This is a genomic window from Anaerosacchariphilus hominis (assembly GCF_014290175.1).
GTDB lineage: Bacteria > Bacillota > Clostridia > Lachnospirales > Lachnospiraceae > Laedolimicola > Laedolimicola hominis.
The window spans coordinates 210,397-235,579 of sequence record NZ_JACOOR010000006.1 but is presented as its reverse complement, the minus strand read 5'-3'; the positions used below and the strand labels follow the sequence as shown (position 1 = coordinate 235,579).

At 53.0% G+C, this 25,183-nt stretch carries 25 protein-coding genes and 1 riboswitch; of the genes, 19 read left to right on the top strand and 6 right to left on the bottom strand.

Translation table 11 applies throughout. From position 1 onward, the window contains the following. Positions 1-481 precede the first annotated feature (481 nt). The 6 genes from asnS (at position 482) to H8S44_RS11720 (ending at position 7,574) form a co-directional block, all read left to right on the top strand. Positions 482-1,873 carry an asparagine--tRNA ligase gene (gene asnS / locus H8S44_RS11745; RefSeq protein WP_186872329.1) on the top strand — a complete coding sequence of 464 codons (1,392 nt, stop codon included), beginning with the start codon at positions 482-484 and terminating at the stop codon, positions 1,871-1,873. 180 nt (positions 1,874-2,053) lie between these two features. Next, positions 2,054-3,277, top strand: coding sequence for a VWA-like domain-containing protein (locus tag H8S44_RS11740; protein WP_186872330.1), 1,224 nt, complete (start codon positions 2,054-2,056; stop codon positions 3,275-3,277). Next, positions 3,274-4,746 carry an ATP-binding protein gene (locus tag H8S44_RS11735; protein ID WP_186872331.1) on the top strand — a complete coding sequence of 491 codons (1,473 nt, stop codon included), beginning with the start codon at positions 3,274-3,276 and terminating at the stop codon, positions 4,744-4,746. Before H8S44_RS11740 ends, H8S44_RS11735 begins: the two co-directional genes overlap by 4 nt. Before the next feature lie 143 nt (positions 4,747-4,889). Next, a complete protein-coding gene (locus H8S44_RS11730) occupies positions 4,890-5,285 on the top strand; it encodes a metal-sensing transcriptional repressor (protein WP_186872332.1) in 396 nt (131 codons plus the stop codon). Between the two features lie 86 nt (positions 5,286-5,371). Next, on the top strand, positions 5,372-6,208 hold the full coding sequence (locus tag H8S44_RS11725; protein WP_186872333.1) for a hypothetical protein: 837 nt from the start codon (positions 5,372-5,374) through the stop codon (positions 6,206-6,208). Between the two features lie 103 nt (positions 6,209-6,311). Continuing rightward, positions 6,312-7,574 carry a peptidoglycan-binding protein gene (locus H8S44_RS11720; RefSeq protein ID WP_186872334.1) on the top strand — a complete coding sequence of 421 codons (1,263 nt, stop codon included), beginning with the start codon at positions 6,312-6,314 and terminating at the stop codon, positions 7,572-7,574. A 6-nt stretch (positions 7,575-7,580) separates the two neighbouring features. Here H8S44_RS11720 and H8S44_RS11715 read toward each other — a convergent pair whose 3' ends face one another. From H8S44_RS11715 to H8S44_RS11700, 4 genes are all read right to left on the bottom strand, one after another. Next, positions 7,581-8,429, bottom strand: a complete 849-nt coding sequence (locus H8S44_RS11715; protein WP_186872335.1) for a helix-turn-helix transcriptional regulator — start codon at positions 8,427-8,429, stop codon at positions 7,581-7,583. Between the two features lie 71 nt (positions 8,430-8,500). Next, positions 8,501-8,743, bottom strand: a complete 243-nt coding sequence (locus H8S44_RS11710; RefSeq protein ID WP_186872336.1) for a biotin/lipoyl-containing protein — start codon at positions 8,741-8,743, stop codon at positions 8,501-8,503. A gap of 42 nt (positions 8,744-8,785) precedes the next feature. Further along, on the bottom strand, positions 8,786-9,772 hold the full coding sequence (locus H8S44_RS11705) for an alpha-ketoacid dehydrogenase subunit beta (protein ID WP_186872337.1): 987 nt from the start codon (positions 9,770-9,772) through the stop codon (positions 8,786-8,788). Between the two features lies 1 nt (position 9,773). Further along, the gene (locus H8S44_RS11700) at positions 9,774-10,775 is read right to left on the bottom strand and encodes a thiamine pyrophosphate-dependent dehydrogenase E1 component subunit alpha (RefSeq protein WP_186872338.1); all 1,002 of its coding nucleotides are present in this window, start codon (positions 10,773-10,775) and stop codon (positions 9,774-9,776) included. Between the two features lie 195 nt (positions 10,776-10,970). Between H8S44_RS11700 and hisA the strand changes: the two genes are divergently transcribed. From hisA to H8S44_RS11665, 7 genes are all read left to right on the top strand, one after another. Further along, the gene (gene hisA, locus H8S44_RS11695) at positions 10,971-11,741 is read left to right on the top strand and encodes a phosphoribosylformimino-5-aminoimidazole carboxamide ribotide isomerase (RefSeq protein ID WP_186872339.1); all 771 of its coding nucleotides are present in this window, start codon (positions 10,971-10,973) and stop codon (positions 11,739-11,741) included. A 37-nt stretch (positions 11,742-11,778) separates the two neighbouring features. Beyond that, on the top strand, positions 11,779-12,303 hold the full coding sequence (gene hpf, locus H8S44_RS11690) for a ribosome hibernation-promoting factor, HPF/YfiA family (protein WP_186872340.1): 525 nt from the start codon (positions 11,779-11,781) through the stop codon (positions 12,301-12,303). A gap of 251 nt (positions 12,304-12,554) precedes the next feature. Then, positions 12,555-12,662, top strand: a riboswitch (TPP riboswitch). Between the two features lie 116 nt (positions 12,663-12,778). Next, complete coding sequence (thiW, locus tag H8S44_RS11685) at positions 12,779-13,291, top strand: energy coupling factor transporter S component ThiW (RefSeq protein WP_186872341.1); 513 nt, start codon at positions 12,779-12,781, stop codon at positions 13,289-13,291. Further along, positions 13,272-14,072, top strand: coding sequence for a hydroxyethylthiazole kinase (thiM, locus tag H8S44_RS11680; protein ID WP_186872342.1), 801 nt, complete (start codon positions 13,272-13,274; stop codon positions 14,070-14,072). The genes thiW and thiM overlap by 20 nt, the downstream gene beginning before the upstream one ends. A gap of 40 nt (positions 14,073-14,112) precedes the next feature. Continuing rightward, entirely contained in the window at positions 14,113-15,423 is a 1,311-nt protein-coding gene (thiC, locus tag H8S44_RS11675) for a phosphomethylpyrimidine synthase ThiC (protein ID WP_186872343.1), read from the top strand. Positions 15,424-15,550: 127 nt separating this feature from the next. After that, entirely contained in the window at positions 15,551-18,124 is a 2,574-nt protein-coding gene (gene secA / locus H8S44_RS11670) for a preprotein translocase subunit SecA (RefSeq protein ID WP_186872344.1), read from the top strand. A 105-nt stretch (positions 18,125-18,229) separates the two neighbouring features. Beyond that, positions 18,230-18,439, top strand: coding sequence for a small, acid-soluble spore protein, alpha/beta type (locus H8S44_RS11665; protein ID WP_186872345.1), 210 nt, complete (start codon positions 18,230-18,232; stop codon positions 18,437-18,439). A 53-nt stretch (positions 18,440-18,492) separates the two neighbouring features. Here the strand turns inward: H8S44_RS11665 and H8S44_RS11660 are convergent, their stop codons facing one another. Beyond that, the gene (locus H8S44_RS11660; protein WP_186872346.1) at positions 18,493-19,356 is read right to left on the bottom strand and encodes a DeoR/GlpR family DNA-binding transcription regulator; all 864 of its coding nucleotides are present in this window, start codon (positions 19,354-19,356) and stop codon (positions 18,493-18,495) included. A gap of 273 nt (positions 19,357-19,629) precedes the next feature. Between H8S44_RS11660 and H8S44_RS11655 the strand changes: the two genes are divergently transcribed. The 6 genes from H8S44_RS11655 (at position 19,630) to H8S44_RS11630 (ending at position 24,225) form a co-directional block, all read left to right on the top strand. Further along, a complete protein-coding gene (locus tag H8S44_RS11655) occupies positions 19,630-20,079 on the top strand; it encodes a PTS sugar transporter subunit IIA (RefSeq protein ID WP_330593462.1) in 450 nt (149 codons plus the stop codon). 1 nt (position 20,080) lies between these two features. Then, on the top strand, positions 20,081-20,584 hold the full coding sequence (locus H8S44_RS11650; protein WP_186872347.1) for a PTS sugar transporter subunit IIB: 504 nt from the start codon (positions 20,081-20,083) through the stop codon (positions 20,582-20,584). A gap of 115 nt (positions 20,585-20,699) precedes the next feature. Next, positions 20,700-21,389 carry a PTS mannose/fructose/sorbose/N-acetylgalactosamine transporter subunit IIC gene (locus H8S44_RS11645; protein WP_243167587.1) on the top strand — a complete coding sequence of 230 codons (690 nt, stop codon included), beginning with the start codon at positions 20,700-20,702 and terminating at the stop codon, positions 21,387-21,389. 2 nt (positions 21,390-21,391) lie between these two features. After that, complete coding sequence (locus H8S44_RS11640) at positions 21,392-22,237, top strand: PTS system mannose/fructose/sorbose family transporter subunit IID (RefSeq protein WP_186872348.1); 846 nt, start codon at positions 21,392-21,394, stop codon at positions 22,235-22,237. Between the two features lie 70 nt (positions 22,238-22,307). Continuing rightward, positions 22,308-23,123 carry a sorbitol-6-phosphate dehydrogenase subunit gene (locus H8S44_RS11635; protein WP_186872349.1) on the top strand — a complete coding sequence of 272 codons (816 nt, stop codon included), beginning with the start codon at positions 22,308-22,310 and terminating at the stop codon, positions 23,121-23,123. A gap of 4 nt (positions 23,124-23,127) precedes the next feature. Then, complete coding sequence (locus H8S44_RS11630) at positions 23,128-24,225, top strand: mannitol dehydrogenase family protein (protein ID WP_186872350.1); 1,098 nt, start codon at positions 23,128-23,130, stop codon at positions 24,223-24,225. A gap of 65 nt (positions 24,226-24,290) precedes the next feature. On the opposite strand, the gene H8S44_RS11625 is transcribed toward H8S44_RS11630, so the two are convergent. Then, positions 24,291-25,076 (bottom strand): DeoR/GlpR family DNA-binding transcription regulator, encoded by a 786-nt coding sequence (locus H8S44_RS11625; protein WP_186872351.1) that lies wholly within the window; start codon positions 25,074-25,076, stop codon positions 24,291-24,293. Between the last annotated feature and the right edge of the window lie 107 nt (positions 25,077-25,183).

Here is a 25,183-nt window from a genome sequence, read left to right as displayed (position 1 = left end):
CAAAAAAGAAAAAAGCCATACCCTGCAGATCGGAACAGATTTGCAGGGTGTTTTTATGCAATAGGAAATTCCTATGGAATTCCCTATTGCATAAAAAATATTATCGCACTGCGGCGGAGAAGTAGTATGTCGCTTAGGCGACCTGCCGCAGGCGGAGAATCCTGCAAGGCAGGATTCTTTCTTACTCTATAGGAAATACAGTATCACGTTAAAGCACGAAAGTCTTGCTTCCTATAGAGCAAAAAAACCTCCGGGGGGATGCGCACTCGGCGCAGTGGTAGATGGTTGTCAAGGCAACCGCGCCTCGGCGCGAGAATGTGCCAACGGCACATTCTTTTTTATGGAAAAGGGACGGATTCTTTGAGATTCCCGTCTTGCAGACCCGGAGAAAATGCGCTATACTGTAATCTGAATCGGCATACGGGAGAGCAAATGCCGAAAGCATAAGAAAAAGAAGTAAAAAAGGACAGGGACAGACAATATGAAGTGTATTACCGTAAAAGAGTTATATCGCAATACCGAAAGCTATCTGGACAAAGAAATCACTGTAGCAGGCTGGGTCCGCAGTAACCGTGGATCCAAGGCCTTCGGCTTCCTGGTCATGGGAGACGGAAGCTGTTTCCAGACACTGCAGATCGTATACCATGATAACATGGGGAATTTTAAAGAGGTTTCCAAGCTGAATGTGGGAGCAGCCGTCATAGTAAAGGGAACTCTGATTGCTACACCGGAGGCAAAGCAGCCCTTTGAGATTCAGGCCGCAGAGGTTACTGTAGAGGGTGATTCCGCGCCGGATTATCCGCTGCAGAAGAAGCGACACTCCTTCGAGTACCTGAGAACCATTCCCCATCTGCGTGCCAGAACCAATACCTTCCAGGCTGTATTCCGGGTACGCTCCCTGATCGCCTACGCAATCCATCAGTTCTTCCAGGAGAAAGGCTTTGTATATGTACACACGCCGCTGATCACCGGCAGCGACTGCGAGGGCGCAGGCGAGATGTTTCAGGTAACCACCATGGATCTGAATAACATACCGAAGACCGAGGACGGCAAGATAGATTACAGCCAGGACTTCTTCGGAAAAGAGACGAACTTGACTGTAAGCGGACAGCTGAATGGCGAGACATACGCCATGGCCTTCCGTGACATCTACACCTTCGGACCCACCTTCCGCGCAGAGAATTCCAATACCACCCGTCATGCGGCAGAGTTCTGGATGATCGAGCCGGAGATGGCATTTGCGGATCTGGAGGATAATATGGAAGTGGCCGAGGCCATGCTGAAATATGTCATCAGCTACGTGCTGGAGAATGCTCCGGAGGAGATGAACTTCTTCAATCAGTTTGTGGACAAAGGACTTCTGGAGAGACTCCACGGTGTCCTGAACTCTGAGTTCGGACATGTGACCTACACAGAAGCCATCGAGATTCTGGAGAAGAACAACGACAACTTTGATTACAAGGTAAGCTGGGGCTGCGACCTGCAGACCGAGCATGAGCGTTACCTGACCGAGCAGGTATTCAAGCGCCCGATCTTCGTCACCGACTATCCGAAGGACATCAAGGCCTTCTACATGAAGCTGAACGAGGACGGCAAGACCGTAGCGGCTATGGACTGCCTGGTACCGGGCATCGGCGAGATCATCGGCGGAAGCCAGAGAGAGGACGACTTAGGCAAGCTCACCGGCCGTATGCAGGAACTGGGCCTGAAGGAAGAGGACTACGGCTTCTACCTGGATCTGCGGAAATACGGTTCCGTCCGTCATTCTGGTTTCGGTCTGGGCTTCGAGCGCTGCGTCATGTACCTGACCGGCATGGGCAACATCCGCGACGTGATTCCGTTCCCGAGAACTGTGAAGAACTGCGAGCTGTAGTTTTCATAAGAAATTAAAAATATCTGTATCATTTTCCGAGGAAAATGATACAGATATTTTTTTGCTCTATAGGAAATACCATGTTACATTCTTTTTTATAAATGAAGGGTTCTTTATAAATCTGCGTCATCGTGTTAAAATAATAGACAAGAAGAAAGGCGAAAGGAAGCGGAGCGGGGCATGGAAAATCAGGCCAGTCAGTATACAACAGAATACGAAATCCTCGATCTGGCAAAGCTGAAGCTTTATCAGCAGTTCCACGGTCTCGCACCGGTGCTGGGCGCAGTGAGGTTCCGGATAGAGGAACAGAAGCAGCCGGAACAGGTTGTGACAGAAGTGAAAATAATGGAGAATAGGGAGCAAGGGGAGGGTGGAGACAAAGAGGGCTTCCGGACCGACGGCCGCGTCTTTTATCTCTCCCCGTCCCGGATTCGGTCAGATTTTCTAAAAGACAGCGATTTCCTCTGCCGGGAGCTGCTGCACATGCTCAGCCACTGCCTTCTGGGTCACCCCTTCGAGGCCTGGCGTGTGGAACCAAAGGAGAGAAAAGCCTGGGAGTCTGACTGCGACGAAAAGGCCTGGGCGCTGACGGAGGAGCTTTGGGGAAAAGCTATCCCGGAAAAGCCCCCGGTAGACGACCACAGCCTCTGGGGACAGAAGCCTGATGAGCGGGAAAAGGCTTTCTGGCAGGGGCAGGGTGAGAAGCTGCTTCGAAGCGGCAATCCCCGCCGGAAGCGAAAGGCCGGAACGGCCAAACGGAACCGAATCCAGCGTCTCGTCCCTGCAGCCGGTCAGCGGGGCGATTATCGGAGTATTTTAAGAGGCCTGTCCTCCTATCGGGAGGACAGCCGCCTGAATCTGGACGAGTTTCAGTATTCCTGGTACACTTACGGACTGGAAATGTATGGAAATATGCCGCTGATAGAACCGCTGGAATACAGCGAGGAACGGAAAATCGCCGACCTGGTCATTGTCATCGATACCTCCGGATCCTGCGAAAAGGAGTTGGTACGTGTCTTCCTGGAGGAAACACGGGGAATTTTGGAGCAGGAGCGCCTGTTCTTCCGAAGCTTCTGCCTGCACCTGATCCAGTGCGACAATCAGATCCAGCGGGACGACTGTATTCACAGCCGAGAAGAATTCGAAAAATATCTGGAGCACCTGGAGATCCGGGGCGGGGGCGGCACCGATTTTCGTCCGGCTTTTGCGCGGATCGAGGAGCTGCGGCAGCAGGGTGAGCTGCGGGATTTGCAGGGAATTCTGTACTTTACGGACGGCTGCGGCTGGTATCCGAAGCGGGAACCGGATTATCAGGTCTGGTTCGTGATGCTGAACGGTCATTTTGACGCCATTGATATGCCGGACTGGGTACACCGTCTGGTACTGGAGGAGAGAAAGACATGAATATACAGGAAGCAAAAGATGAAATCAAGAAAACGGTCCGGGCTTATACGGCTAGAACCGCAGCCGGGACCTTCCGGATCCCGGTGCCCCGTCAGCGCCCGGTGCTGCTTATCGGTCCGCCGGGTATCGGCAAAACTGCTATTATGGAGCAGATAGCCCGGGAGTGTTCCATCGGCCTGGTGGCCTATACCATGACCCATCACACCCGCCAGAGCGCCATTGGCCTGCCAGTGTTGAATGAGAAAGAGTTTGCGGGGAAAACCTATACGGTGACCTCCTATACCATGAGTGAAATCATCGCATCGGTTTACGAGCAGATAGAGAAAACCGGCTGTACCGACGGCATCTTATTTCTGGACGAAATCAACTGCGTATCGGAGACACTGATGCCTGCCATGCTGCAGTTCCTTCAGTATAAGACCTTCGGAAGCCATGTGCTTCCCGAGGGATGGATTATCGTGGCAGCAGGCAACCCGCCGGCCTACAACCGTTCCGTGCGGGAGTTCGACACAGTGACTCTGGACCGGGTGCGGTACATGAATGTGGAGCCGGATTTCGGCATCTGGAAGACCTATGCCATCGAGCGGGGGCTGCATCCGGCGGTGCTTTCCTTCCTGGAGCTGCGGCCGGAGCGCTTCTATGTGATGGAGCCTGGAGAAAAGGGCTTCGTGACCGGACGGGCCTGGGAAGATTTGTCGGAGATATTGCTGACCATGGAGGAACTGGAGCTGGGCGTGGAGGAAGTTCTGTTCAGTCAGTATCTACAGGATGAGGATACGGCGGCGGAGTTCACCTTTTACTACCGCCTCTATGAAAAATGGAAAAAGGAGCTGGCTCCGGAGCAGATTCTGGAGGGAACCATACCGGAGCGGGCAGAGCTTCCGGCACTGCCCTTTGATGAACGTCTGTGTATCGTATGGCTTCTGCTGCAGCGCATTTACACCATGGGCATGACTTACGCGGGGCAGAAGAAGCTGGCGGACAGCCTCAGATTCTTCACAGACGGCCTGGGCCAGGGAACGCTGGGTTATTCCGCGGAGCAGATGACGGCGCTCATCGAAGAACGGCTGGAAAGCCGCCGGAAGAGTCTGGCGGTGCGAAAAGAGAACGGACTTCTGGGGGCCGGGGAGGAAGAACAGGAGCAGCAGCTCTTTGAGGTGATAGGCTCCTGCCGGAAAAAGGCGCGGCTCACCGGAGCGGCGGACGCGTTTTCAGAAAGAAGCTGTCAGGAAAGGGAACTGGCTCTGCAGCAGGAAGAGCTGCTGGCAGCGGCCATGAAAAACGGCGCCGGATTTATCCGGAAAACCTTCGGGGAGAAACAGGAGCTGGTGATTTTCCTGACCGGCCTCCGGGAGCAGCCGGTGTGCAAAAAGGTGCTTCAGGAGGAGCTGCCGGAGCTATTCGCGGAAGCAGAAGGGCTCCTGAACGCAGGAAAGCGGGAGGAAGAGCTGCGGAAGCGGCTGGGATAACAGGATTCGGAAAATCCGGAAAAAACATCCCCGTGGGCCGGATTGCATTTGCAGTATAGGATATGATATAATCCGAATGAAAATAAAAGAAAGTAGATGCTGTCATGAAAAGTAATGGCAGCGTTGCGAAAGAGAGCGAAAATATGAGTGAACATACCCATACCCATACACACGTAGCACCAGACGGAACCGTCTATGAGCACACCCATACCCATGAGGAGCACAGTCACACCGACGGACACAGCCATGAGCATAGCCATAGTCACGGGCATACCCATACTCATCAGAATACCAAGGCTGTGCTGAACCGCCTGTCCAGAGCCATCGGCCATATGGAATCCATCAAGCGGATGGTGGAGGACGGCCGGGACTGCAGCGAGGTGCTGGTGCAGCTGTCCGCCGTGAAAGCGGCCATTAATAATACGGCGAAGGTGATCCTGAAGGATCATATCGAGCACTGCATGGTGGACGCTGTTGAGAGCGGTGATCACGAAGCCATCGAGGAGCTGACAGCAGCCATCGACCGGTTTATCAAATAAACTTAATAAACTCTTAAATAAAAAGCAAAGTACGGAATCTATAATAAAGCCACAGGTAGAAATGACAGACAGGAGGAACAGGTAAAATGAAAAAGAACCATTTTTTATTATGTGCAGTTCTGTTGGCGGCAGTTACACTGGCCGGATGTGGCGCAAAGGATGAAGATACGGCAAAGCCGGCTGAGACGACAGGGGAAAGCGAAGACTCTGCGGATGAGAAATCAGGCAGCATAACGTCCCTGGCCATCGACGTGCCGACGGAGCTCAACGGAAAAGCGTTTACGGTGACCACGGAGCAGGCTTATCCCGACGACGAGGAAATCCTTGCGGTCAATGCCGTGTATGGAGACGAGACTCTGAAGCTGGACGAGTGCCTGGGCGTGACTGGGGTCTATGAGGTGCAGCAGGAGGACGGAATCTATGTGATGGCGGATACCTATAGCTATAATGACTATCATATTGTTTATCTGGTGAAAATCGATGAAAACGGCATCACCCAGACCGACACCCGGGACGGAGCCCTGGGCGCGCTGCCTTCCGATCCGCGGGACGGCTTCCCCATTACTTCCAAGATAGATGTGCTGGGAACCTATGGCGGAACCAGAACCTATGCCATCGAAAACGGCCGTTTCACCACGGAAAGCAGTCTCTACGAATTCCTGGGTACGCCCGATGGCTACAGGCCCACGCTGACAGTGAAAAGCTCCATCCCCTGCCGCATCGAGGGAGGAAACACCGAGCTGAAGCCGGGAGATGTCATCATCCCCACCGGTTACTCCGAGGAGGGCGTCTTCTGCTTTGAAAAACAGGACGGCACCCCGGGCAGCTTCCCGGTGGACCTGGACGAAGAAGGCTATTACACCGGCACTGTGGGCGGCATAGATGAAAATGAACTCTTCGAGTCCCTGCCCTACGCAGGATAGAAAAAAGGAGTATAGAGCCCGGGCAGACAAATTTTTTTGTCTGCCCGGGTTTTTTTACGCCTCTTCGCATATACTGTAGCAATAAATCATACAGGATGCGATCATGCAAAGAATTCCAATAAAAGCCATGCAGTCCGATCTGCCGGACTACGGAAAGCTACAGATTCATATTACCTCCGCCCGGGGCGCGGAGCCCATTCCGGGGGCGAAGGTGACGATTTCTTATACGGGGGAGCCGGAGCGGACCATGGAGGAGCTGACTACGAACAGCTCCGGGCAGACCGACGAAGTGGAGCTGGCCGCGCCGCCTCTGGAGTACAGTGTGGAGCCAAGCGAGCCCCAGCCCTACTCGGAATATACCCTGTCAGTGACCGCGCCGGGCTACGGGCCGGTAGAGATTGCGGGAACGGAGATTCTGCCGGAGGTGACGGCCATTCAGGAGATTCGGATGCAGCCCCGGCAGGGAGAAGAGTATGAGCGCTATGTCATCGGAGCTCATACCCTGTTCGGGAATTATCCGCCGAAGATCGCCGAAGCGGAGATCAAGCCGGTGGGCGAGAGTGGGGAGATCGTCCTGAGCCGTGTGGTGGTGCCGGAGTACGTCATCGTTCACGACGGCGCGCCCTCGGACAGTTCGGCTTCCGACTACTGGGTCCGCTATCGGGATTACATCAAAAATGTGGCCTGCAGCGAAATCTACGCCACCTGGACTGACGCGGCCATCCGGGCCAATGTGCTGGCGATTATGTCCTTTACACTGAACCGGGTGTATACCGAATGGTATAGAAACAAGGGCTATGATTTCACCATCACTTCCTCTACGGCCTTCGATCACAAATGGATTCGCAACCGCAATATTTTTGAAAATATCTCCCTGATCGTCGATGAGCTGTTCGCGGATTATTTGTCCCGACCCAATGTGAAGCAGCCCATTCTGACCCAGTACTGCGATGGGCGCCGGGTCAGCTGTCCCAACTGGATGAGCCAGTGGGGGAGCCAGTCCCTGGGGGAGCAGGGCTATACAGCCATCGAGATTTTGCGGAACTATTACGGGGATTCCATGTATATCAATACGGCAGAGGAGATCTCCGGCGTGCCCTATTCCTGGCCCGGTTACGAGCTGACCAACGGAGCCTCCGGCCAGAAGGTACTGCAGCTGCAGGAGCAGCTGAACCGCATCGCCCGGAACTACCCGGCCATTCCAATCATCTCCGAGGACGGCATCTACGGCCCGGCCACCGCCGAGAGCGTGCGGATCTTCCAGTCCATCTTCGGCCTGCCCCAGACCGGGGTGGTGGATTACCGGACCTGGTATAAGATTTCGGAGATTTATGTGGGGGTGTCCAGAATTGCAGAGCTGAATTAAGAAAATCTATGGTTCGGTTTTCCGCATTTGTTTCCGATATTCCAGCGGCGTACAGTGATTGTATTTTTCAAAGGTCCGGTAAAAATAGCTTATATTCTGGTAGCCAACCTGACGGGCAATAGAGTTGACCGGCATATCAGAATTACGGAGTACATGCATGGCGGCGTCGATTCGTTGCTGCTGGATGTATTCAATAAAGCTTTTCCCGGTGGTTTTTTTCAAAAATTTGCTGATGTAGGCCGGGCTGAAATGAAAATACGCAGCGGTATCCTCCAGTGTGGCCGTTCGGTAATTATCATTGAGATAGTGAATCAGGCGGCCATATTCCAGGTGCTTATTCCAGGCTGTCTTGCCATATTCCCCGGCATATTCCCGGGCCAACCGGATAAAGATTAGAAGAACATAGCAGTCACTGGCATTCCGTGCGCAGAGAGCGGAAGAGGTAAATTCATCATGGAGGGCATTCATCAGATCTGCCAGGTTATTTTCCGGCGTGGCACGGTAAAGGGCATGAGAGAAGCTGCGTAGCCGGCTATCAAAAATCCAGAGAATGAATTCACTGAAGAAGGCCTCCCGCCAGATGGTATTGAAGGTGTGCTGCTGAAAATAATCAAGACCAATAAAAAGAGTCAGAACCTGTGTGTCCCGTTCCAAATAAAGTACCTCAAAATCCTTTTCATTAAAGAGCAAAAGTTGTCCCCGGTCAACGTAAACGGTTTCCCGATTCAGCCGGATTTTTAGAGAGCCTTGCTGCGTATAGAAAAGCCGGATACAGGGAAAATCAGGTGCAGTTAGTCCGGTTTTCCGGGAAAAAAGCTGTATGTGAATGGATTCAGAAAGATTTCTGTAGTTCATAAATGGACCTCCCGGAATAGAAAAGAAAAACAGGGGGAGTCATCCCGGCTCCCCCTTAAGCGTCTGGAAAATTAATCCTGGCTTTCCAGCTTTAGCACCACATCGCCGACCATGGCAGTGTCTCCTTCTTCCACGCAGAGCTCCACAACCTTGCCTGAAAAGGGACTTACCAATGGAAATGCAGTCTTTCCGGCTTCGATATCGGCGATTTCCTGTCCTTCGGTGATGGTATCGCCTACAGCGACCTTCCATTCGGAAATCTCGCCGCTTGTCATTGCCATGCCTTCCTGGGGTAATTTAATGCCTATCTTCATAATAACACACCCTCCTGTCACTGTATAGAATATGAGTCGGATTTATAGATCTGGTTTTACGCCGGTAAGTTGTGCGACGCCTTCCAGAAGCTGTCCTGTGTACGGGAAGGTGGTCCATTCCAGCGGACGGCTGTAGGGAACAAAGTTTACAGGACGGGTAATCCGTTTTACAGGAGCCTTCAGGTTGTCAAAGGCTTGCTCGGAAATGGTGGCTGCTACCTCAGAGGACCAGCTGCAGAAACGGTATCCGTCATCAGTTACAATTACTTTGCCGGTCTTTCGGACAGAGTCCAGAATCAGGTTGATATCCAGCGGATAGAGGGTTCGCGGATCAATGACCTCAATGGAGATGCCTTTCGCTTCGTACATCTTTGCGACTTTCATTGCTTCGGGAACCATATGTCCCACGGCCACGATGGTCAGATCAGTACCTTCCTTCTTTACAGACCCCTTACCCAGAGGAATGAGATATTCGTCTTCCGGAAGCTCCTCAGCCACGCCCAACGCCAGTGCCGGCAGATAGATAACAACCGGGTCATTGTCGCGTATGGCGGCCTTCATAAGCCCTTTGGCGTCAATCGGACCGGAGGGAACGATGACCTTCATACCCATGTGAATCAGCTGGGCCCAGGTGCTGTCTGAATGTTGGGCAGCACAGCTGATACCCGCGCCGGACATATTGACGATGGCTACCATGGGAACGCTGACCTGGCCGCCGGTCATGTAGCGTAGCTTGACGGCTTGATTAACCAGCATTTCCATGCTGACATATTGCAGGGTGTTGATACAATATTCAATAACCGGACGCATACCCTTCATGGCAGCGCCAATGGCCATACCGGTGTATGCGGCCTCGGAAATGGGAGTATTGATGACACGGTCTTTTCCAAATTTATCCAAAAGCCCGATGGAATTTCCATTCATGCCGGACTCCACATCTTCTCCAATCATTACTACGTTTTCATCGCGGATCATTTCTTCCATGATCGCTTCGCTGATGGCCTGTGAAATACGTTTCTTCTTTGCCATATTACCACCCCCTGATCGGCATAGTGTAGTGCTTGTCTGTGTACATATCGGTATAAGCCTCGGACATATCCGGGTAAGGTGAATCGATCATGAACTGTACGCCTTCCTCAATTTCTTTGTCTACATCCGTGATAATGGAGTCCAGCTCCTCCTGGGCAACGCCCTCTGCCAGAAGCTTCTGCTCAAAGGCAGGGATGGGATCCCGTTTCTTCCATTCTTCGATCTCTTCCTCCTTGCGATAGCGGAAGGGGCAAATCTTAGGATAGCTGTTGAAATGATCAAAGAAACGATAGCATTTTGCCTCAATGAGAGTCGGGCCTTCGCCGGCTCTTGCCCGGTTTACAGCCTCCAGGGTCGCTGCATGGACAGCTTCAATATCCATACCGTCTACAGTGACGCCAGGCATATTGTAGCCTGCGGCGCGGACGGAAATGTCTTTGACGCTGGTAGCGTAATCTGCGTCTGTGGTAATGGCGTATTTATTATTTTCACAGAGGAAGATAATCGGTAGTTTCAGGATGGATGCCAGGTTCATACATTCATGGATAGTACCCTCATTGGCAGCACCGTCGCCAAAGTAAGCAACTGTTACCGTATGATCCTTTTTATATTTATTGGCAAAAGCCACACCCAGCGCGATGCAGACACCCTGTCCGACCATGCCATTGGCACCATAGATGCCATGCTCCAGGGAGGTGATATGCATGGAACCGCCTTTGCCCTTGCAGTAGCCGGTAGCCTTACCTGCCAGCTCGGCAAACATATATTTTACTTCTCCGCCCTTGGCAATCAGATGTCCGTGTCCCCGGTGGGTGCTGGTTACAGAATCTTCTTTTGTCAGTGCAGAGGATACGCCTACAGCAACGGCCTCCTGACCGATATACTGGTGCGCCTCTCCCCAGGCGTGGCCCTCGGCTATGAGCACCGGCAACTTGCTTTCAAACTGGCGAATTAACAGCATATCTTTGTACGCTTTTAACTTTTGCTCTCTGTTTAATGCCATTCAAACTCCTCCTTTGTAAAAAATAGACAAAGAATAAAGAAAACACGAAAAAATCTTGTACATTTATTATATAACGAAATGAAGAGAGAATGATTGCACAAAATGGCACAAAAGTATGTCGGATTCGGTGATTTGACAAAAGAAAAAAGAATCCACTATAATAACAAAAAACGTAAGAATAGGGAGGAACGGAAGATGCGTTTTCGTCCATGTATCGATATCCATAACGGCCAGGTCAAACAGATCGTGGGAGGCAGTCTGAACGATGAACATGATTTCGCCAGAGAGAATTTTGTGTCCCGGCAGGATGCAGCCTGGTATGCACAGCTCTATCAGGAGGATGGCCTGAAAGGCGGCCATGTGATCCTGCTGAACGGTGTGGACTCGCCCTATTACGAGGCTACAAAGGCACAGGCTCTGGCAGCTCTTCGGGCTTATCCGGGCGGCCTGCAGATCGGCGGCGGCATCCATCCGGAGAACGCGGCGGAGTATCTGGACGCCGGAGCCAGTCAGGTTATCGTGACCTCCTACGTATTCAAAAACGGACAGATCCAGTATGAGAATCTGGAAAAGATGCTGTCTGCCGTAGGTCGGGACCGCCTGGTACTGGACTTAAGCTGCCGGAAAAGGGACGGCGCGTATTACATCGTCACCGACCGTTGGCAGAAGTTTACGGATGTGCAGGTGACGCCCGGCCTTCTGGATGAATTATCCGGGAAATGCAGTGAATTTTTAATCCACGCCGTGGACGTGGAGGGCAAGGCCTCCGGCATCGAAAGAGAGCTGGCCGCCATGCTTGGCGACTGGGCCGGAATCCCCATTACTTATGCGGGCGGCGTGGGCAGCATGGAGGACGTGGAGGCGCTTCGCACTCTCGGAAAGGGCCGACTGGATGTGACCATCGGAAGCGCCTTAGATCTTTTTGGCGGTTGTATCCCGTACCGAAATGTGGTATACTTGCGTTAGAGAGAGATCTCGAAATACCCGTAAAGGAGTTGATTTTATGCGTTATGTAATCAGCGGCAAAAATATCGATGTGACAGAGGGGCTCCGTTCAGCCATCACGGACAAGCTCGGAAAGTTAGAGCGCTATTTTACTCCGGACACGGAAGTACATGTTACTTTAAGTGTCGAAAAAGAAAGACAGAAGATTGAGGTAACCATTCCTGTGAAGGGAACCGTCATCCGTTCCGAGCAGGTAAGCAACGATATGTATGTATCCATCGATCTGGTGGAGGAGGTCATCGAGCGTCAGCTCCGCAAGTACAAGAACAAGATCGTACAGCGGGAGCAGGGAGCCGGAAGCTTCCGTCAGGAGTTTATCGACAAAGAGGCAGAGGATGAGGAGGTTCGCATCATCCGTACCAAGCAGTTCGACATGAAGCCCATGTATCCCGAGGACGCATGCGTGCAGATGGAGCTGCTGGGCCACAGCTTCTATGTATTTGTAAATGCGGAGACCGAGCAGATCAACGTGGTTTACAAGAGAAAGGGCAATACCTACGGACTCATTGAGCCGGAACAGTAAAACAGGATTTTTGAGGGACTGCGCGGAAGGCGCAGTCCCTTTTTGCCCTTGTCACGAATTATAGTAATCTACTCTTTTCCTTTGCCCTTTTTCTGAATGGCTCTCATTTTGTAAATATACTGGTCTTGCAGAAAAATTCGAACAGTCGTAATAAAGAATCTTATCATTTCTTTCGGCCGGGAAATATCCGTTGCTTAAAATTTCCTTGCAAAACGCACAGCTCTGTTTTATAATCAGAACATCAACAGAATAAACCGGATATGGGGAGCTGGCTGGAGTCGGCTGAGAGGAGAATTGAGAGTCTCGACCCACAACCTGATTTGGATAATGCCAACGTAGGGAGATGCCTGGAGAAGGAAGTGCCTGCGCACTTTCTTATTTTTTAGAGGAGAACACCTGCGGGAGTTCCCTTTTTTACTTTATAGGAAATTCCAGGCGGCATGATTTCAAACAGAAATCCCAAAAGGAGAAGGATATGGACAGAAAAAATAGAAATCTGACGAAAAAAGTAGCGATGGCAGGCGTCCTGACGGCGCTTGCGGTAGTGGGAAGCATGCTGAGTTTTCCGGTGGCAGGCAGCAAATGCGCGCCGGTGCAGCATATGGTCAATATCCTGGCGGCAGTCCTGATGGGGCCGGCCTGGAGCGCGGGAATTGCTTTTTGCGCAAGCCTCCTGAGAAATCTTCTGGGACTGGGCAGCCTGATGGCCTTCCCGGGCAGCATGGTTGGAGCGCTTGTGTGCGGACTTGTTTTTGCGGGGACGAAAAATCTGAAGCTGACCTGTGTGGGAGAGGCCTTTGGTACGGGTGTCCTGGGCGGTCTGGCGGCCTGGCCGGTGGCCAAATTCCTGATGGGAGCGGAACCGGCAGGCCTGTTCGTTTATATCATTCCGTTCCTGATTTCCACGGTGGCGGGAAGTATCCTGGCCTATATCCTGATCACGGTATTGGAAAAGGGCGGTGTGGTAAATGAGCTGTCTTTTCGATAACATACTAGCGCAGATGAACCGTATCCGCCCGCGGGTGCATTGCCTGACCAATCCGGTCACCATGCAGGATGTGGCCAATATCCTGTTGGCAGCAGGGGGCAGCGCGATTATGGCCCAGGAACCGGCAGAGGCGGCGGAGATTACGGCTATTTGTCAGGCGGTGCTTCTGAACACCGGAGTCCCGGATGCAGAGAAAATGCGGGCCTGTGTCATTTCCGGAGAACGGGCCAATGAGCTTGGAATCCCGGTGGTTTTGGATCCAGTGGGGGCCGGAGCCAGCGCCTTTCGCCTGCGGGAGCTGGAAAAGCTGACGCATTCCGTGCGTATGGCACTGATCCGCTGCAATCAGGAAGAGGCGAAAGCATTGCTGCATATCTGGAATGGAGCCTCCGGCGGCGTGGAGAGCGGTGTGACGGAGAGCGTGGAAGAACAGACAGATCTGGCCAGAAAGCTGACGGAGGCATATCAGTGTGCGGTTCTGGTGAGCGGGCCAAGAGATGTGGTGGCGGAGGGCGGCAGGGCAGAAGTCCTGACCGGCGGCGACGCGAGATTGTCCCGGATTACCGGCGGAGGCTGTATGCTGTCAGCCCTTTGCGCGCTGCTGTGCGGAGCAGAGGCGGATCCCTGGGAGGCAGCCCGGACGGCGGGCGCACTCTGGAGAAGCTGCGCGGAGTGGGCGGACAGGGAAAGCCGGAAGACGTCAGGAGGAATCGGAACCTTCCATATGAGATTGTTTGACGCGGTGGAGCGGTATTTTTACCGAAGCACAGAAGGAAAGTAAGCGAAAGCTGAAGATAATAAAAAAACAAAAGGAGATGCTTATGGAAAACTACACAACACAGATGGATGCGGCACGGAAAGGAATCATTACCCCGCAGATGAAGACTGTAGCGGCAAAGGAGCACATGCAGGAGGAAGATTTAAGAAAGCTGGTTGCGGAGGGAAAGGTGGCCATCTGCGCCAACAAGAACCACACCTGCCTGGACGCGGAGGGCGTGGGCAGCATGCTGCGCACTAAGATTAACGTCAATCTGGGGGTGTCCAGAGATGTGAAAAATTATGACGTGGAGATGGAAAAGGTGATGAGCGCCGTTAGGATGGGAGCGGAATCCATCATGGATCTGTCCAGCCACGGCAATACCCAGCCCTTCCGGCAGAAGCTGGTAAAGGAATGTCCGGTTATGATTGGAACCGTGCCGGTGTACGACAGTGTGATTCACTATCAGCGGGATCTGGATACGCTGACCGCGAAGGACTTTCTGGATGTGATCCGGCTTCACGCTCAGGACGGCGTGGATTTCGTGACCCTGCATTGCGGCATTACCCGGAAGACCATCGAGCAGATCAAAAAGCATAAGAGAAAGATGAATATTGTAAGCCGGGGCGGCAGTCTGGTATTTGCCTGGATGAGTATGACCGGGGAAGAAAATCCGTTTTACGAGTATTTTGATGAAATCCTGGATATCTGTGAGGAATATGATGTGACGATTTCATTGGGAGACGCCTGCAGACCGGGATGCCTGGCGGACGCCACGGACGTATGCCAGATCGAGGAGCTGGTGCGTCTGGGCGAGCTGACCAAGCGGGCCTGGGCTCATAATGTACAGGTCATGGTAGAGGGCCCGGGGCATGTGCCGCTTGACCAGATTGCGGCCAATATGGAAGTGCAGAAGACGCTCTGTATGGGCGCGCCCTTCTATGTACTGGGACCGCTGGTGACGGATATCGCGCCGGGCTACGATCACATCACAGCAGCCATCGGCGGAGCCGTGGCGGCCATGAACGGAGCCGCTTTCCTGTGTTATGTGACGCCGGCGGAGCACCTGGCGCTGCCCAACCTGGAGGATGTAAAGCAGGGCATTATCGCGTCCAAGATCGCGGCCCATGCGGCGGATATCGCCAAGGGAATTCCAAGGGCCCGCGATATCGATGATAAGATGGCGGATGCCCGGAAAGTTCTGGACTGGGACGCCCAGTTTGCCTGCGCCCTGGATCCGGAGACTGCAAAGGCCATCCGGGATGACAGACTTCCGGAGGATGACCACAGCGATACCTGCAGCATGTGCGGCAAATTCTGCGCGGTGCGCAGCATGAATAAGGCTCTGGCAGGAGAGCATATTGACATTCTGTAAATAAGAGCGGAGCGCCCTGAAACGGGCGCTCTTTTACAATCTTTCCTTGAATAATCGCCCGTGTAGTGTTAAAATGTTAAACAGAGTATTGTCTGAAATATCAGAAACTTAAGATTGGAGTTAGCAGATGAATTTATTTACAAAAATGTTTGGTACTCACAGTGAACGGGAGCTGAAGCTGATCTATCCGCTGGTGGACAAGATCGAGGCCCTGCGTCCTGAGATGCAGAAGCTTTCCGATGAAGAACTGAAGGGAAAAACGAAAGAATTCAGACAGCGTCTGGCAAATGGAGAGACTCTGGATGATTTGCTGGTAGAGGCCTTTGCGGCAGTCCGCGAGGCAGCGAAGCGTGTGCTTGGCATGGAACATTACCGGGTACAGCTCATCGGTGGTATTATCCTCCATCAGGGACGTATCGCCGAGATGAAGACCGGTGAAGGTAAGACCCTGGTGTCTACCCTTCCCGCATACCTGAACGCACTGGAAGGCAAGGGCGTCCATATCGTGACGGTCAACGACTATCTGGCGCACCGTGACGCCGAGTGGATGGGCAAGGTCCATGAGGCCCTGGGCCTGACCGTGGGCGTGGTACTGAACAGCAGCACCGGCGACGAGCGCCGCGCCGCATACAACTGCGATATTACCTATGTGACCAATAACGAGCTTGGTTTCGACTACCTGCGTGACAACATGGTCATCTATAAAGAACAGCTGGTACAGAGAGACCTGCATTACGCCATCATTGATGAGATCGACTCCATCCTCATCGACGAGGCCCGTACCCCGCTGATTATCTCCGGACAGAGCGGCAAGTCCACGAAGCTCTACGAGATCTGCGACGCCCTGGCGAAGACCATGAAGCGCGGAGAGGCCAGCGGCGAATTCAGCAAAATGAACGCTATCATGGGCGAGGAGATCGAGGAGACCGGCGAGTTTATCGTCAATGAAAAAGACAAGATCGTGAACCTGACCGCCGATGGCGTGAAGCGGGTAGAGGATTATTTCCACATCGAGAATCTGGCGGATCCGGAGAATCTGGAGATCCAGCATAATATGATTCTGGCCCTGAGAGCCAACTATCTGATGTTCCGCGACCAGGATTATGTGGTAAAGGATGATCAGGTCCTGATCGTCGATGAATTTACCGGACGTATCATGCCGGGCCGCCGTTATTCCGACGGACTTCATCAGGCCATTGAGGCAAAGGAGCATGTGAAGGTCAAGAGAGAGAGCAAGACTCTGGCAAATATCACCTTCCAGAACTTCTTTAACAAATATGACAAGAAAGCCGGTATGACCGGTACGGCGCTGACCGAGGAAAAAGAGTTCCGGGAGATCTACGGCATGGACGTTATCGAGATCCCCACCAACCGTCCGGTGATTCGTAAGGATCTGGACGATGCCGTTTACAAGACCAAGAAAGAGAAGTTCCATGCAGTGGTAGAGGAGATCGAGCGGGCCCATGCCAAGGGACAGCCGGTTCTGGTGGGTACCATTACCATCGAGACCTCCGAGTACCTGAGCGGACTGCTCCGCAAGAAGGGTATCCAGCATGAAGTCCTGAACGCCAAGTTCCATGAGCGCGAGGCGGAGATCGTAGCCCTGGCCGGACAGCACGGTGCGGTTACCATCGCTACCAATATGGCAGGCCGTGGTACCGATATCAAGCTGGACGATGACGCCAAGGCGGCGGGAGGACTGAAGATCATCGGTACCGAGCGCCATGAGTCCCGCCGTATCGACAATCAGTTACGCGGACGTTCCGGCCGTCAGGGAGACCCGGGAGAATCCCGATTCTACATCTCTCTGGAGGACGATCTGATGCGCCTTTTCGGTTCTGAGCGTCTGATGAGCGTGTTTAACGCCCTGGGTGTGCCGGAGAATGAACAGATCGAGCATAAGATGCTTTCCGATGCCATCGAAAAGGCTCAGAAGAAGATAGAGAGCAACAACTTCGGTATCCGTAAGAACCTGCTGGAGTATGACCAGGTCATGAACGAGCAGCGTGAGATCATCTACGCGGAGCGCCGCCGGGTACTGAACGGCGAAAGCATGCGCGACGCCATCTACAAGATGCTCACCGATACGGTAGAGAATGTCATCGACAGCCTGATTGGCGACGACCAGGATAAGTCTGAGTGGGATCTTCTGGGATTGAACGAGTCCCTGCTTCGCACCATTCCGCTGCAGACTATTACGCCGGAGCGCATTGCCGATAAGAAGAATAAGGCAGAGCTGAAGCACATGCTGAAGGAAGAAGCAGTGAAGCTCTACGAGCTGAAGGAGGCAGAGTTCCCGAATCCGGAGATGCTCAGAGAGCTTGAGCGTGTATTCCTTCTGAAAGTCATCGACCGCAAGTGGATGGATCACATCGACGATATGGAGCAGCTCCGTCAGGGCATCGGCCTGCAGGCCTTCGCCCAGCGGGATCCGCTGGTAGAGTACAAGCTCAGCGGCTACGAGATGTTCTCCGCCATGACAGCCAGCATCCAGGAGGAGACTGTCCGGATTCTGCTTCACGTCCGCGTGGAAGAGAAGGCCGAGCGTGAGCAGGTAGCCAAGGTAACGGGAACCAATAAGGACACCACCCTGGCCGCAGCGCCCAAGAAGCGCGAGGCAGCCAAGGTATATCCCAATGATCCCTGCCCCTGCGGAAGCGGCAAGAAGTATAAGCAGTGCTGCGGAAGAAAAGGAATGTAAAAGCGTATAAAAAGCGAATAAGGCATGAGAAAATGGCCATACTCCTTTTAAAAATAAGATAACTGGTCAGGTACTGAACAGTTATGAAAGGGGTATGGTCTTTTTATGTCAAAAAAGAAAAAGCCGGATCTGAACCATCTGGAGCCGGAGGAACAGCTGAAATATGAGATCGCCGGGGAGCTGGGGCTCCTCGATAAGGTCCTGGAGGATGGCTGGAAGTCCCTGTCCGCCAAGGAGACCGGCCGAATCGGCGGGCTTATGACGAAAAAGAAAAAAGAAATCCAGGAGCAGGAGCGAAGGGACAGCGAGGTATAAAAAGGAGCGTGAAAATCAGGCGATTTTCACGCTCCTTTTTGGAAATAGAAATCTTAAAGGGGATCTGCAAAAACAATGTGCATGGAGTCTGCGTATTTGTTCCGGAAAGCAGGATCCAGGCAGGAGTCTGTGACCAGACAGTCGATGTCCTGCCAGGAGGCAAACTGGGTCAGGGAAGAGTAGCCTGCCTTGCTGCTTTCAGCCAGGACGATCCGCAGTCTTGCGTTCCGCAGGGCGGCCTTCTGGACCTGGCTGTAGTCCAGGTCACTGCTGGTGGGGCCGCTGCCGGCCTGGAAGCCTTCGCTTTCAAAGACAGCCGCGTCCATATTCAGCTGATTTAAAAAGTCTGCGGCGGAGGTTCCGGCAGAGGCCTGTACCTGGGGCGCCACGACGCCTCCGCAGATGATGACCCGGTTCTGGGTAGCCATACAGATATTTACCACCGGAATAGAAGCGGTAATAATCGTGTATCCGGAGAGCCTGGAGAGCAGCTTCGCCAGACACAGGGAAATTTCCCCGTTGTCCAGGAAAATGGTGGATCCGGGGGAAATAAGGGACAGGGCCTTCCGGGCGATCTGCGTCTTCAGGGAAGAACTGTCGTTCTCCTCCGTTTTAGCGGAAGCAGCAGGGACAGCCAGTTCCTTTTTGGAGGAAGCAGGGGAATCCTTGAGGCTGTTCTGGAACCAGGTCTTCATATCCTCGTAGAGGAAGGGGTGCTGGCTCAGATGGTCGGAACAGATGACGCCGCCAAACCATTTGTCAATGAGACCCTGTTCCGTCAGGGTCATCAGATCCCGCCGCATGGTTTCCCGGGATACATGGAAGTAATTGGCCAGATCCAGAGTCTTCATGGCTCCGTTTTTATTCAGTAGCTGCAGAATCTGCATTTGCCGTTCTGTGGCAGTTAATTTCTTCATGGAATCTCTCTTTCTGATGTATCGTCATACTTACCTATAGTTTATTTGAATTTGAGGCGGATGTCAAATAGAAATTGGAAATTTACACATTGTAACGAGGAAATAGGAAGTGCAAATCCCCAAAATGAAAAGCTGAATGAGTAAAAATGCACAAAAGAACGGGGATAGAATTGTGTAAATGTGCAAAAATACAATATATAGTTGCAAATTTACACATTATGAGGTAGTATAAAGTCACAAGTTGAGGAAAAATACAACTTGAGGGAGAAAAATGTGGAAAGGAGCATAAAAGAGAACATGATACCGGTGATTATCATGAATCATGGACAGTTTGGAAAAGAACTGATTGCCAGTGCGGAAATGATTGTCGGAAAGCTGGAACGGACAGAGGCAGTGTCCCTGATGCCGGGCATGGGCATCGAGGAATATCTGGCGCAGGCGGAGGCAGCTGTGACCCGGGCAGGTGGAAAGGCCATTGTCCTGACCGACCTTTACGGCGGAACCCCCTGCAACGTGGCTCTGATGCTCAGACAGCGATATGAACTGAAGGTGGTCTGCGGTATGAACCTGCCCATGCTGCTGGAGCTGGCGGGAGCAAGAGAGGACAGCGGCGATACAGCGCAGCTGGCAGATGCGATTCTGAGTACGGCTCGGGAAGGAATTCTCGAACCGGCGGAAGAAATAGAAGAAACAGAAGACGATGTGTGGGGAGGAGGTGAATAAGATGCCGGATATCAGATTGGTGAGAGTGGATTTCAGACTGATGCACGGACAGGTGGTAACCGCCTGGCTGAAGCAGGTGTCAGCGGACGCGATTCTGATCGTGGACGATCAGCTGGCAGCAGACAAATTTTTAGCCCAGGTATTCCTGATGGCGAAGCCCCAGGGCGTAAAGGTGGCCATCCGTTCCGTGGAGAAGGCGGTGGCGGCGTTCCAGAAGGGCGTGTTCGGAAATGAAAAGATGCTGATTCTTTTCAAATCTGTGGAGAGTGTCAAGAGAGCGTACGATCTGGGATTTCCGCTGGAAAAGCTTCAGCTGGGAGGCCTGGGGAACGGCACGGATAAGGTGATGATTTCTAAGGAGCTGTCCCTGAATGAGGAAGAAGTGGAAAAGCTTCTGGACATGCAGGGCAAGGGAGTGGAGATCACACTGCAGATGACCCCGCGGGATGCGGTGATTACACTGGACGACGCGGTGAAAATGGTGCGTGAGCACACCAAGGAGTAAACATTAAGAAGGAGAAAGGGTTATGAGTATAGGCTTAGCATTAACGTTTGGCATTTTGTATTGGATTGGACAATGTAAACTGTGGTATGGAACGCTGCATCTTCTGCGTTAGCCGATGGTGCTTGCGGTTCCCATCGGACTGATTATGGGAGATCTTCCCAACGCCATGATTATCGGCGCGTCTCTCCAGATGATTTATCTGGGCGCCATCGCACCCGGCGGAACGCTTCCTTCCGACGAGGCGCTGGCAGCCTGTATCGCCATTCCCCTGGCGCTGCAGGCAAATCTGTCACCGGAGATTGCGGTAACCATCGCGGTTCCGATTGGTCTTCTGGGCGTACTGTTGGATAACCTGAAGAGAACCTATCATTCCTACTTCATTCATTTGGCAGACAAGGCAGTAGAGGAAAATAATATCAAGAAAATGCGTCGAGCAGAGTTCTGGTACCCCTTATTCTGTTCTGTTCCGCTTCGTGTGATTCCGGCTACTCTGGCGCTGGCATTCGGCGTGGATGCGGTGACCGCTTTCCTGAACGCCATTCCCGCATGGGCAACCAACGGACTGAGCGTGGCAGGCGGCCTGCTTCCAGCACTGGGTTTTGCAGTCACCATTATGGTAATCGGCAAAAAGCGTCTGCTTCCGTTCTTTATCATTGGTTTCGCACTGGTGGCATACAGCGGAATCAACACCATCGGCGTAGCAGTATTCGCAATCTGTATCGCGCTTCTCCAGGGCAACTATATGCAGGCCGACGAAGAAAAGGGCACGCTTGGATTTGACGATGACGAAGAAGGAGGGTTTTAACAATGGCAGATAAATTAGTATCAAAGAAAGATATCATCAAAGGCTGGGCGAAATATTATCTCTGTGCAGAGGTTTCCTCCGGTTTCGAGCGTCTGACTGCTCCGGCATTTTCCTTCGGTATGGATCCGGTGCTGAATAAGCTGTATCACGACAATCCTGAGGAGTATAAGGAAGCCCTGAAGCGTCACCTGATGTTCTATAATTCCGAGGCTACCTGGGGCTCCATGATCTTCGGTATCTCCTGCGCCCTGGAGGAGGAGCGGGCTACCCGTTTAAAAGAAGGCGCAAGCAAGGAAGAGCTGGATGCTTCCTCGGAGCTGATTACGAACCTGAAGGTAGGTCTGATGGGACCCCTGGCAGGTATCGGTGATTCAGTAAACCACGGTATGCTAAGACCGCTTCTGTTATCCATGTTTATCCCGCTGGCATCCGCAGGCGCGTGGATCGCAGGCGTGGCTCCGCTGCTGATTTGGGGCGTGTGTATTTCCCTTTTCGCTTACTTCCTGGTGAGCAAGGGCTATTCTCTGGGACGGAAGTCTGTGGTGAGCATTCTCCAGTCCGGCGCGCTGACCAAGCTGATTAATGTGGCAAGCGTCATGGGTCTCTTTATGATGGGCGCCCTGTCCTCCACCTATGTGAAGCTGAAAACTGTGGTATCCTGGACGGACGTGACCGGCGAGGCTGTGTATCTGCAGGATAAGCTGAACGCAATTTTCCCCAACGTACTTCCGTTGCTGGTGGTATTCGGCGTTTACTTCTATATTAAGAAGGCGGGTCCCAAGTATGTGAGAATTCTGGTATTCCTGATCGTAGCGGCGCTGCTGCTGTCCTTCCTGGGTATCGTATAAGAGCATAGGGAGCAAACAGATAAAATAAGAATAGGAACATTCCCGGTAAGGGATAAGAGGAGAAGAAAAAATGAGTGAAAAATGGATTGATCTTTCCGGCAAGGTGGCCATCGTCACCGGTGGAGCCATGGGTATCGGCGAAGCCATCGTAGCGGATCTGAAGGGCTGCGGCGCAAAGGTAGCCATCTTCGATATGGCGGAGCCTAAAGATTATCAGGAGGATGAGGATACGCTGTTTATCAAGCTGAATATCTGCGACCGGACGGCCGTGGAAGCGGCAGTGGATCAGGTGGAGAAAAAGTTCGGTCATGTGGACGCCCTGATTAATAACGCAGGAGTAACCCGTCCGAGAATCCTGGTGGACTACTATAAGGAATGCCCCCAGTATGAGCTGAGCGACGCAGATTTTGACTTTATGGTGGGCGTCAACGAGAAGGGAACCTACATAATGGCCCAGACCGTGGCCCGGAAGCTTTTCGAGCAAAAATCCGGCGTCATCATCAACATGTCCTCCTGCGCGGGTCTGATGGGCTCCCGGGGACACAGCTGCTATTCCGCCACTAAGGCGGCCATCCACGGCTTCACCCTTTCCTGGGCAAAGGAGCTGGGACCCTTCGGCATCCGCGTGGTGGGCGTAGCACCTGATATTCTGGACCGGACGCCGGCCAATAACGACGAGAAGTACCGGGCTCAGGCCTACGGAAGAGGCTGGCCGGTGGACACCAAGCCGGAGAAGTTCTTCCAGAACTACAAGACCTCCATTCCGCTGGGAAGACCGGGCCATCTGTCTGAGGTGGCAGACCTGATCTGCTATCTGATTTCCGACCATGCCGCTTATATTACCGGAATCACCATTCCCGTATCCGGTGGAAAGAGCAAGGGCTGATGGTATGAAAAAAGCAGTGATCATCGGAGCCGGACAGACCGGCAGGGGGTTTATCGCACCCATCGTCCGGGAAAATGGCTATGCCGTCACATTCCTGGATAAGGACCGGGCCCTGGTGGAACAGCTCCGAAAGGAGAAAGAATATACCGTATCCTATTTTGGAGGAAAACGGGAGCCGCAGATTATCCGGGATTACACAGCCTGGGTGACCGATGAAGAGGAAGCGGTGGAAGCCCTGACGGAGGCGGATGTGGTTTTTGTCAGCGTCTTTGCCAGCCATGTGGGCGAGCTTGCGGAACTTCTGAAGGAAGCGGCCGGGAAAAGGGCGGAAAAAGGAACCGAGAAGCTTACGGTATTCTGCTGTGAGAACGGCGTCAATGTGAAAAGACCTCTGGTGGAGGCAGGTGTGGACGCGGTCATCAGCGAAGGCGTGATTTTCTGCACCACTCTGAAGCCCGAGGCCGAGAAGCTGGACTTGATCAGCCAGGATTATCCGGAGCTTCCCGTGGACGGGAAGGTACCGGGCCTGAAGGCTCATCTGGAGCACATGCCCTGGGAGGAGAATTTCCCGGGCCTGATACAGAGAAAGATCTATACCTATAACTTCATGAGCGCCGTGGTGGCCTATCTGGGAGACTATAAAGGCTATGAGGTCTACGGCGAGGCAGCCAACGACCCGGAGATCGCGGGACTTATGGAGGATCTGCTTCCGGTGGTCAGCCGGATCATCGGAAAGGAATACGGCGTGCCCTATGAGGTGCAGCTGGAGTTCACGAAGAACGCCATCGCCAAGTTCCGGAACCGAGATATCTACGACACCATCTACCGGAACGCCAGACAGGCGGAGCGGAAGCTGGGCCTGAAGGAACGGATGCTGACGCCCCTTCGCCTGGCTGCAGCAGACGGCGACGAGACCCGGGAGATCGCCCTGGTAGCGGCAGCAGCTCTGTATTACGGGGAAATCCGGGAGGAACTGGACTGCGAAGCGGTGCTCAGAACCATGGACACCGACCCGGTGCTGAAGGGAGAAACCGCCCTGGTGCGGGAGCTTCTGGAGGGACTGCGCCGGAAAGAAAATGTAAATACGCTTTTGAAAAAATAAAGACAGAGCGAAAGGCAGGGAGCCGGATGCAAACGCATCCGGCTCCCTGCCTTTCATGGAAAAGTTTATGCAAAAATGACTTTCGTATGATCCCCCAGCCGCTCCAGAGCCTGGGGATCCATGGCGGGATCGGTTACCAGGTAATCGATCTCGGACCAGTCGGCAAACTGGACGGGAGAAGAATAAGTAGCCTTGGTGTGGTCGGCCAGCACGATGCTGGTCAGGGTATTCTGCAGGGCTATTTTTTTTATGCTGCTGTAATCGGAGGCCAGTCCGGTGGGGCCGCTGTTGGCCTTGAAGCCGGAGCTTCCGAAGATGGCCGCGTCGGTGCGGAGCTGCCGGAGAAAATCCAGGGCAGGGGTGCCGCAGACGGACAGGATGGAGGTGTCGATGACGCCGCCGCAGATGATTAACTTGTTGGCGCTTCCGCAGAGGGTATTGATGATCTGAAGGGAAGTGCTGATGATGGTATAGCCGGACAGAGAACGGAGCTGCTGGGCCAGGTAAAGGTTCGTGCTGCCGCAGTCCAGAAAAATGGTGGCGTGCTCCGGGATGAGCTCCAGGGCCTTTCGGCAGATGCTTGTCTTCTCTTCAGGCATACGGGTCATGCGCTCGTCGATGACGGTGGTTTCGATGATGCCAGGACTGTCGGGAGTCTCCGGCGGCGTACAGATGACTCCGCCGAACCACTTTTTCACCAGTCCCTGATTGGTAAGCTCCAGAAGATCCAGACGCATGGTCTCCCGGGACACCTGAAAGTGCTCCGCCAGATCTGTCGTCTTCATGGCTCCGTTTTTGGAAAGCAGCTCCAGGATAGCGGCCTGGCGCTGGTTGGCATTCGTTTTCTTCAAAGCAGGTTCCTCTTTTCTATCAAAATTCCAGATAAAATCTGCAAAAATGCAGGTGTTTATTTCATGGGAAATGTATCTATTTAATAGAGTAGTCGAAGTTCCCGGAA

What these genes read in the sequence shown, in the direction of transcription:
- H8S44_RS11630 (WP_186872350.1), top strand. Translation starts at nt 23,128, where the DNA reads ATGAAAAAAGCAGTGATCATCGGAGCCGGACAGACCGGCAGGGGGTTT.
- H8S44_RS11665 (WP_186872345.1), top strand. Translation starts at nt 18,230, where the DNA reads ATGTCAAAAAAGAAAAAGCCGGATCTGAACCATCTGGAGCCGGAGGAA.
- H8S44_RS11720 (WP_186872334.1), top strand. Translation starts at nt 6,312, where the DNA reads ATGCAAAGAATTCCAATAAAAGCCATGCAGTCCGATCTGCCGGACTAC.
- H8S44_RS11640 (WP_186872348.1), top strand. Translation starts at nt 21,392, where the DNA reads ATGGCAGATAAATTAGTATCAAAGAAAGATATCATCAAAGGCTGGGCG.
- H8S44_RS11645 (WP_243167587.1), top strand. Translation starts at nt 20,700, where the DNA reads ATGGTGCTTGCGGTTCCCATCGGACTGATTATGGGAGATCTTCCCAAC.
- thiW (WP_186872341.1), top strand. Translation starts at nt 12,779, where the DNA reads ATGGACAGAAAAAATAGAAATCTGACGAAAAAAGTAGCGATGGCAGGC.
- H8S44_RS11730 (WP_186872332.1), top strand. Translation starts at nt 4,890, where the DNA reads ATGAGTGAACATACCCATACCCATACACACGTAGCACCAGACGGAACC.
- H8S44_RS11650 (WP_186872347.1), top strand. Translation starts at nt 20,081, where the DNA reads ATGCCGGATATCAGATTGGTGAGAGTGGATTTCAGACTGATGCACGGA.
- H8S44_RS11635 (WP_186872349.1), top strand. Translation starts at nt 22,308, where the DNA reads ATGAGTGAAAAATGGATTGATCTTTCCGGCAAGGTGGCCATCGTCACC.
- hisA (WP_186872339.1), top strand. Translation starts at nt 10,971, where the DNA reads ATGCGTTTTCGTCCATGTATCGATATCCATAACGGCCAGGTCAAACAG.
- H8S44_RS11700 (WP_186872338.1), bottom strand. Translation starts at nt 10,775, where the DNA reads ATGGCATTAAACAGAGAGCAAAAGTTAAAAGCGTACAAAGATATGCTG.
- secA (WP_186872344.1), top strand. Translation starts at nt 15,551, where the DNA reads ATGAATTTATTTACAAAAATGTTTGGTACTCACAGTGAACGGGAGCTG.
- H8S44_RS11705 (WP_186872337.1), bottom strand. Translation starts at nt 9,772, where the DNA reads ATGGCAAAGAAGAAACGTATTTCACAGGCCATCAGCGAAGCGATCATG.
- H8S44_RS11660 (WP_186872346.1), bottom strand. Translation starts at nt 19,356, where the DNA reads ATGAAGAAATTAACTGCCACAGAACGGCAAATGCAGATTCTGCAGCTA.
- thiC (WP_186872343.1), top strand. Translation starts at nt 14,113, where the DNA reads ATGGAAAACTACACAACACAGATGGATGCGGCACGGAAAGGAATCATT.
- H8S44_RS11715 (WP_186872335.1), bottom strand. Translation starts at nt 8,429, where the DNA reads ATGAACTACAGAAATCTTTCTGAATCCATTCACATACAGCTTTTTTCC.
- asnS (WP_186872329.1), top strand. Translation starts at nt 482, where the DNA reads ATGAAGTGTATTACCGTAAAAGAGTTATATCGCAATACCGAAAGCTAT.
- thiM (WP_186872342.1), top strand. Translation starts at nt 13,272, where the DNA reads ATGAGCTGTCTTTTCGATAACATACTAGCGCAGATGAACCGTATCCGC.
- H8S44_RS11710 (WP_186872336.1), bottom strand. Translation starts at nt 8,743, where the DNA reads ATGAAGATAGGCATTAAATTACCCCAGGAAGGCATGGCAATGACAAGC.
- H8S44_RS11725 (WP_186872333.1), top strand. Translation starts at nt 5,372, where the DNA reads ATGAAAAAGAACCATTTTTTATTATGTGCAGTTCTGTTGGCGGCAGTT.
- hpf (WP_186872340.1), top strand. Translation starts at nt 11,779, where the DNA reads ATGCGTTATGTAATCAGCGGCAAAAATATCGATGTGACAGAGGGGCTC.
- H8S44_RS11740 (WP_186872330.1), top strand. Translation starts at nt 2,054, where the DNA reads ATGGAAAATCAGGCCAGTCAGTATACAACAGAATACGAAATCCTCGAT.
- H8S44_RS11735 (WP_186872331.1), top strand. Translation starts at nt 3,274, where the DNA reads ATGAATATACAGGAAGCAAAAGATGAAATCAAGAAAACGGTCCGGGCT.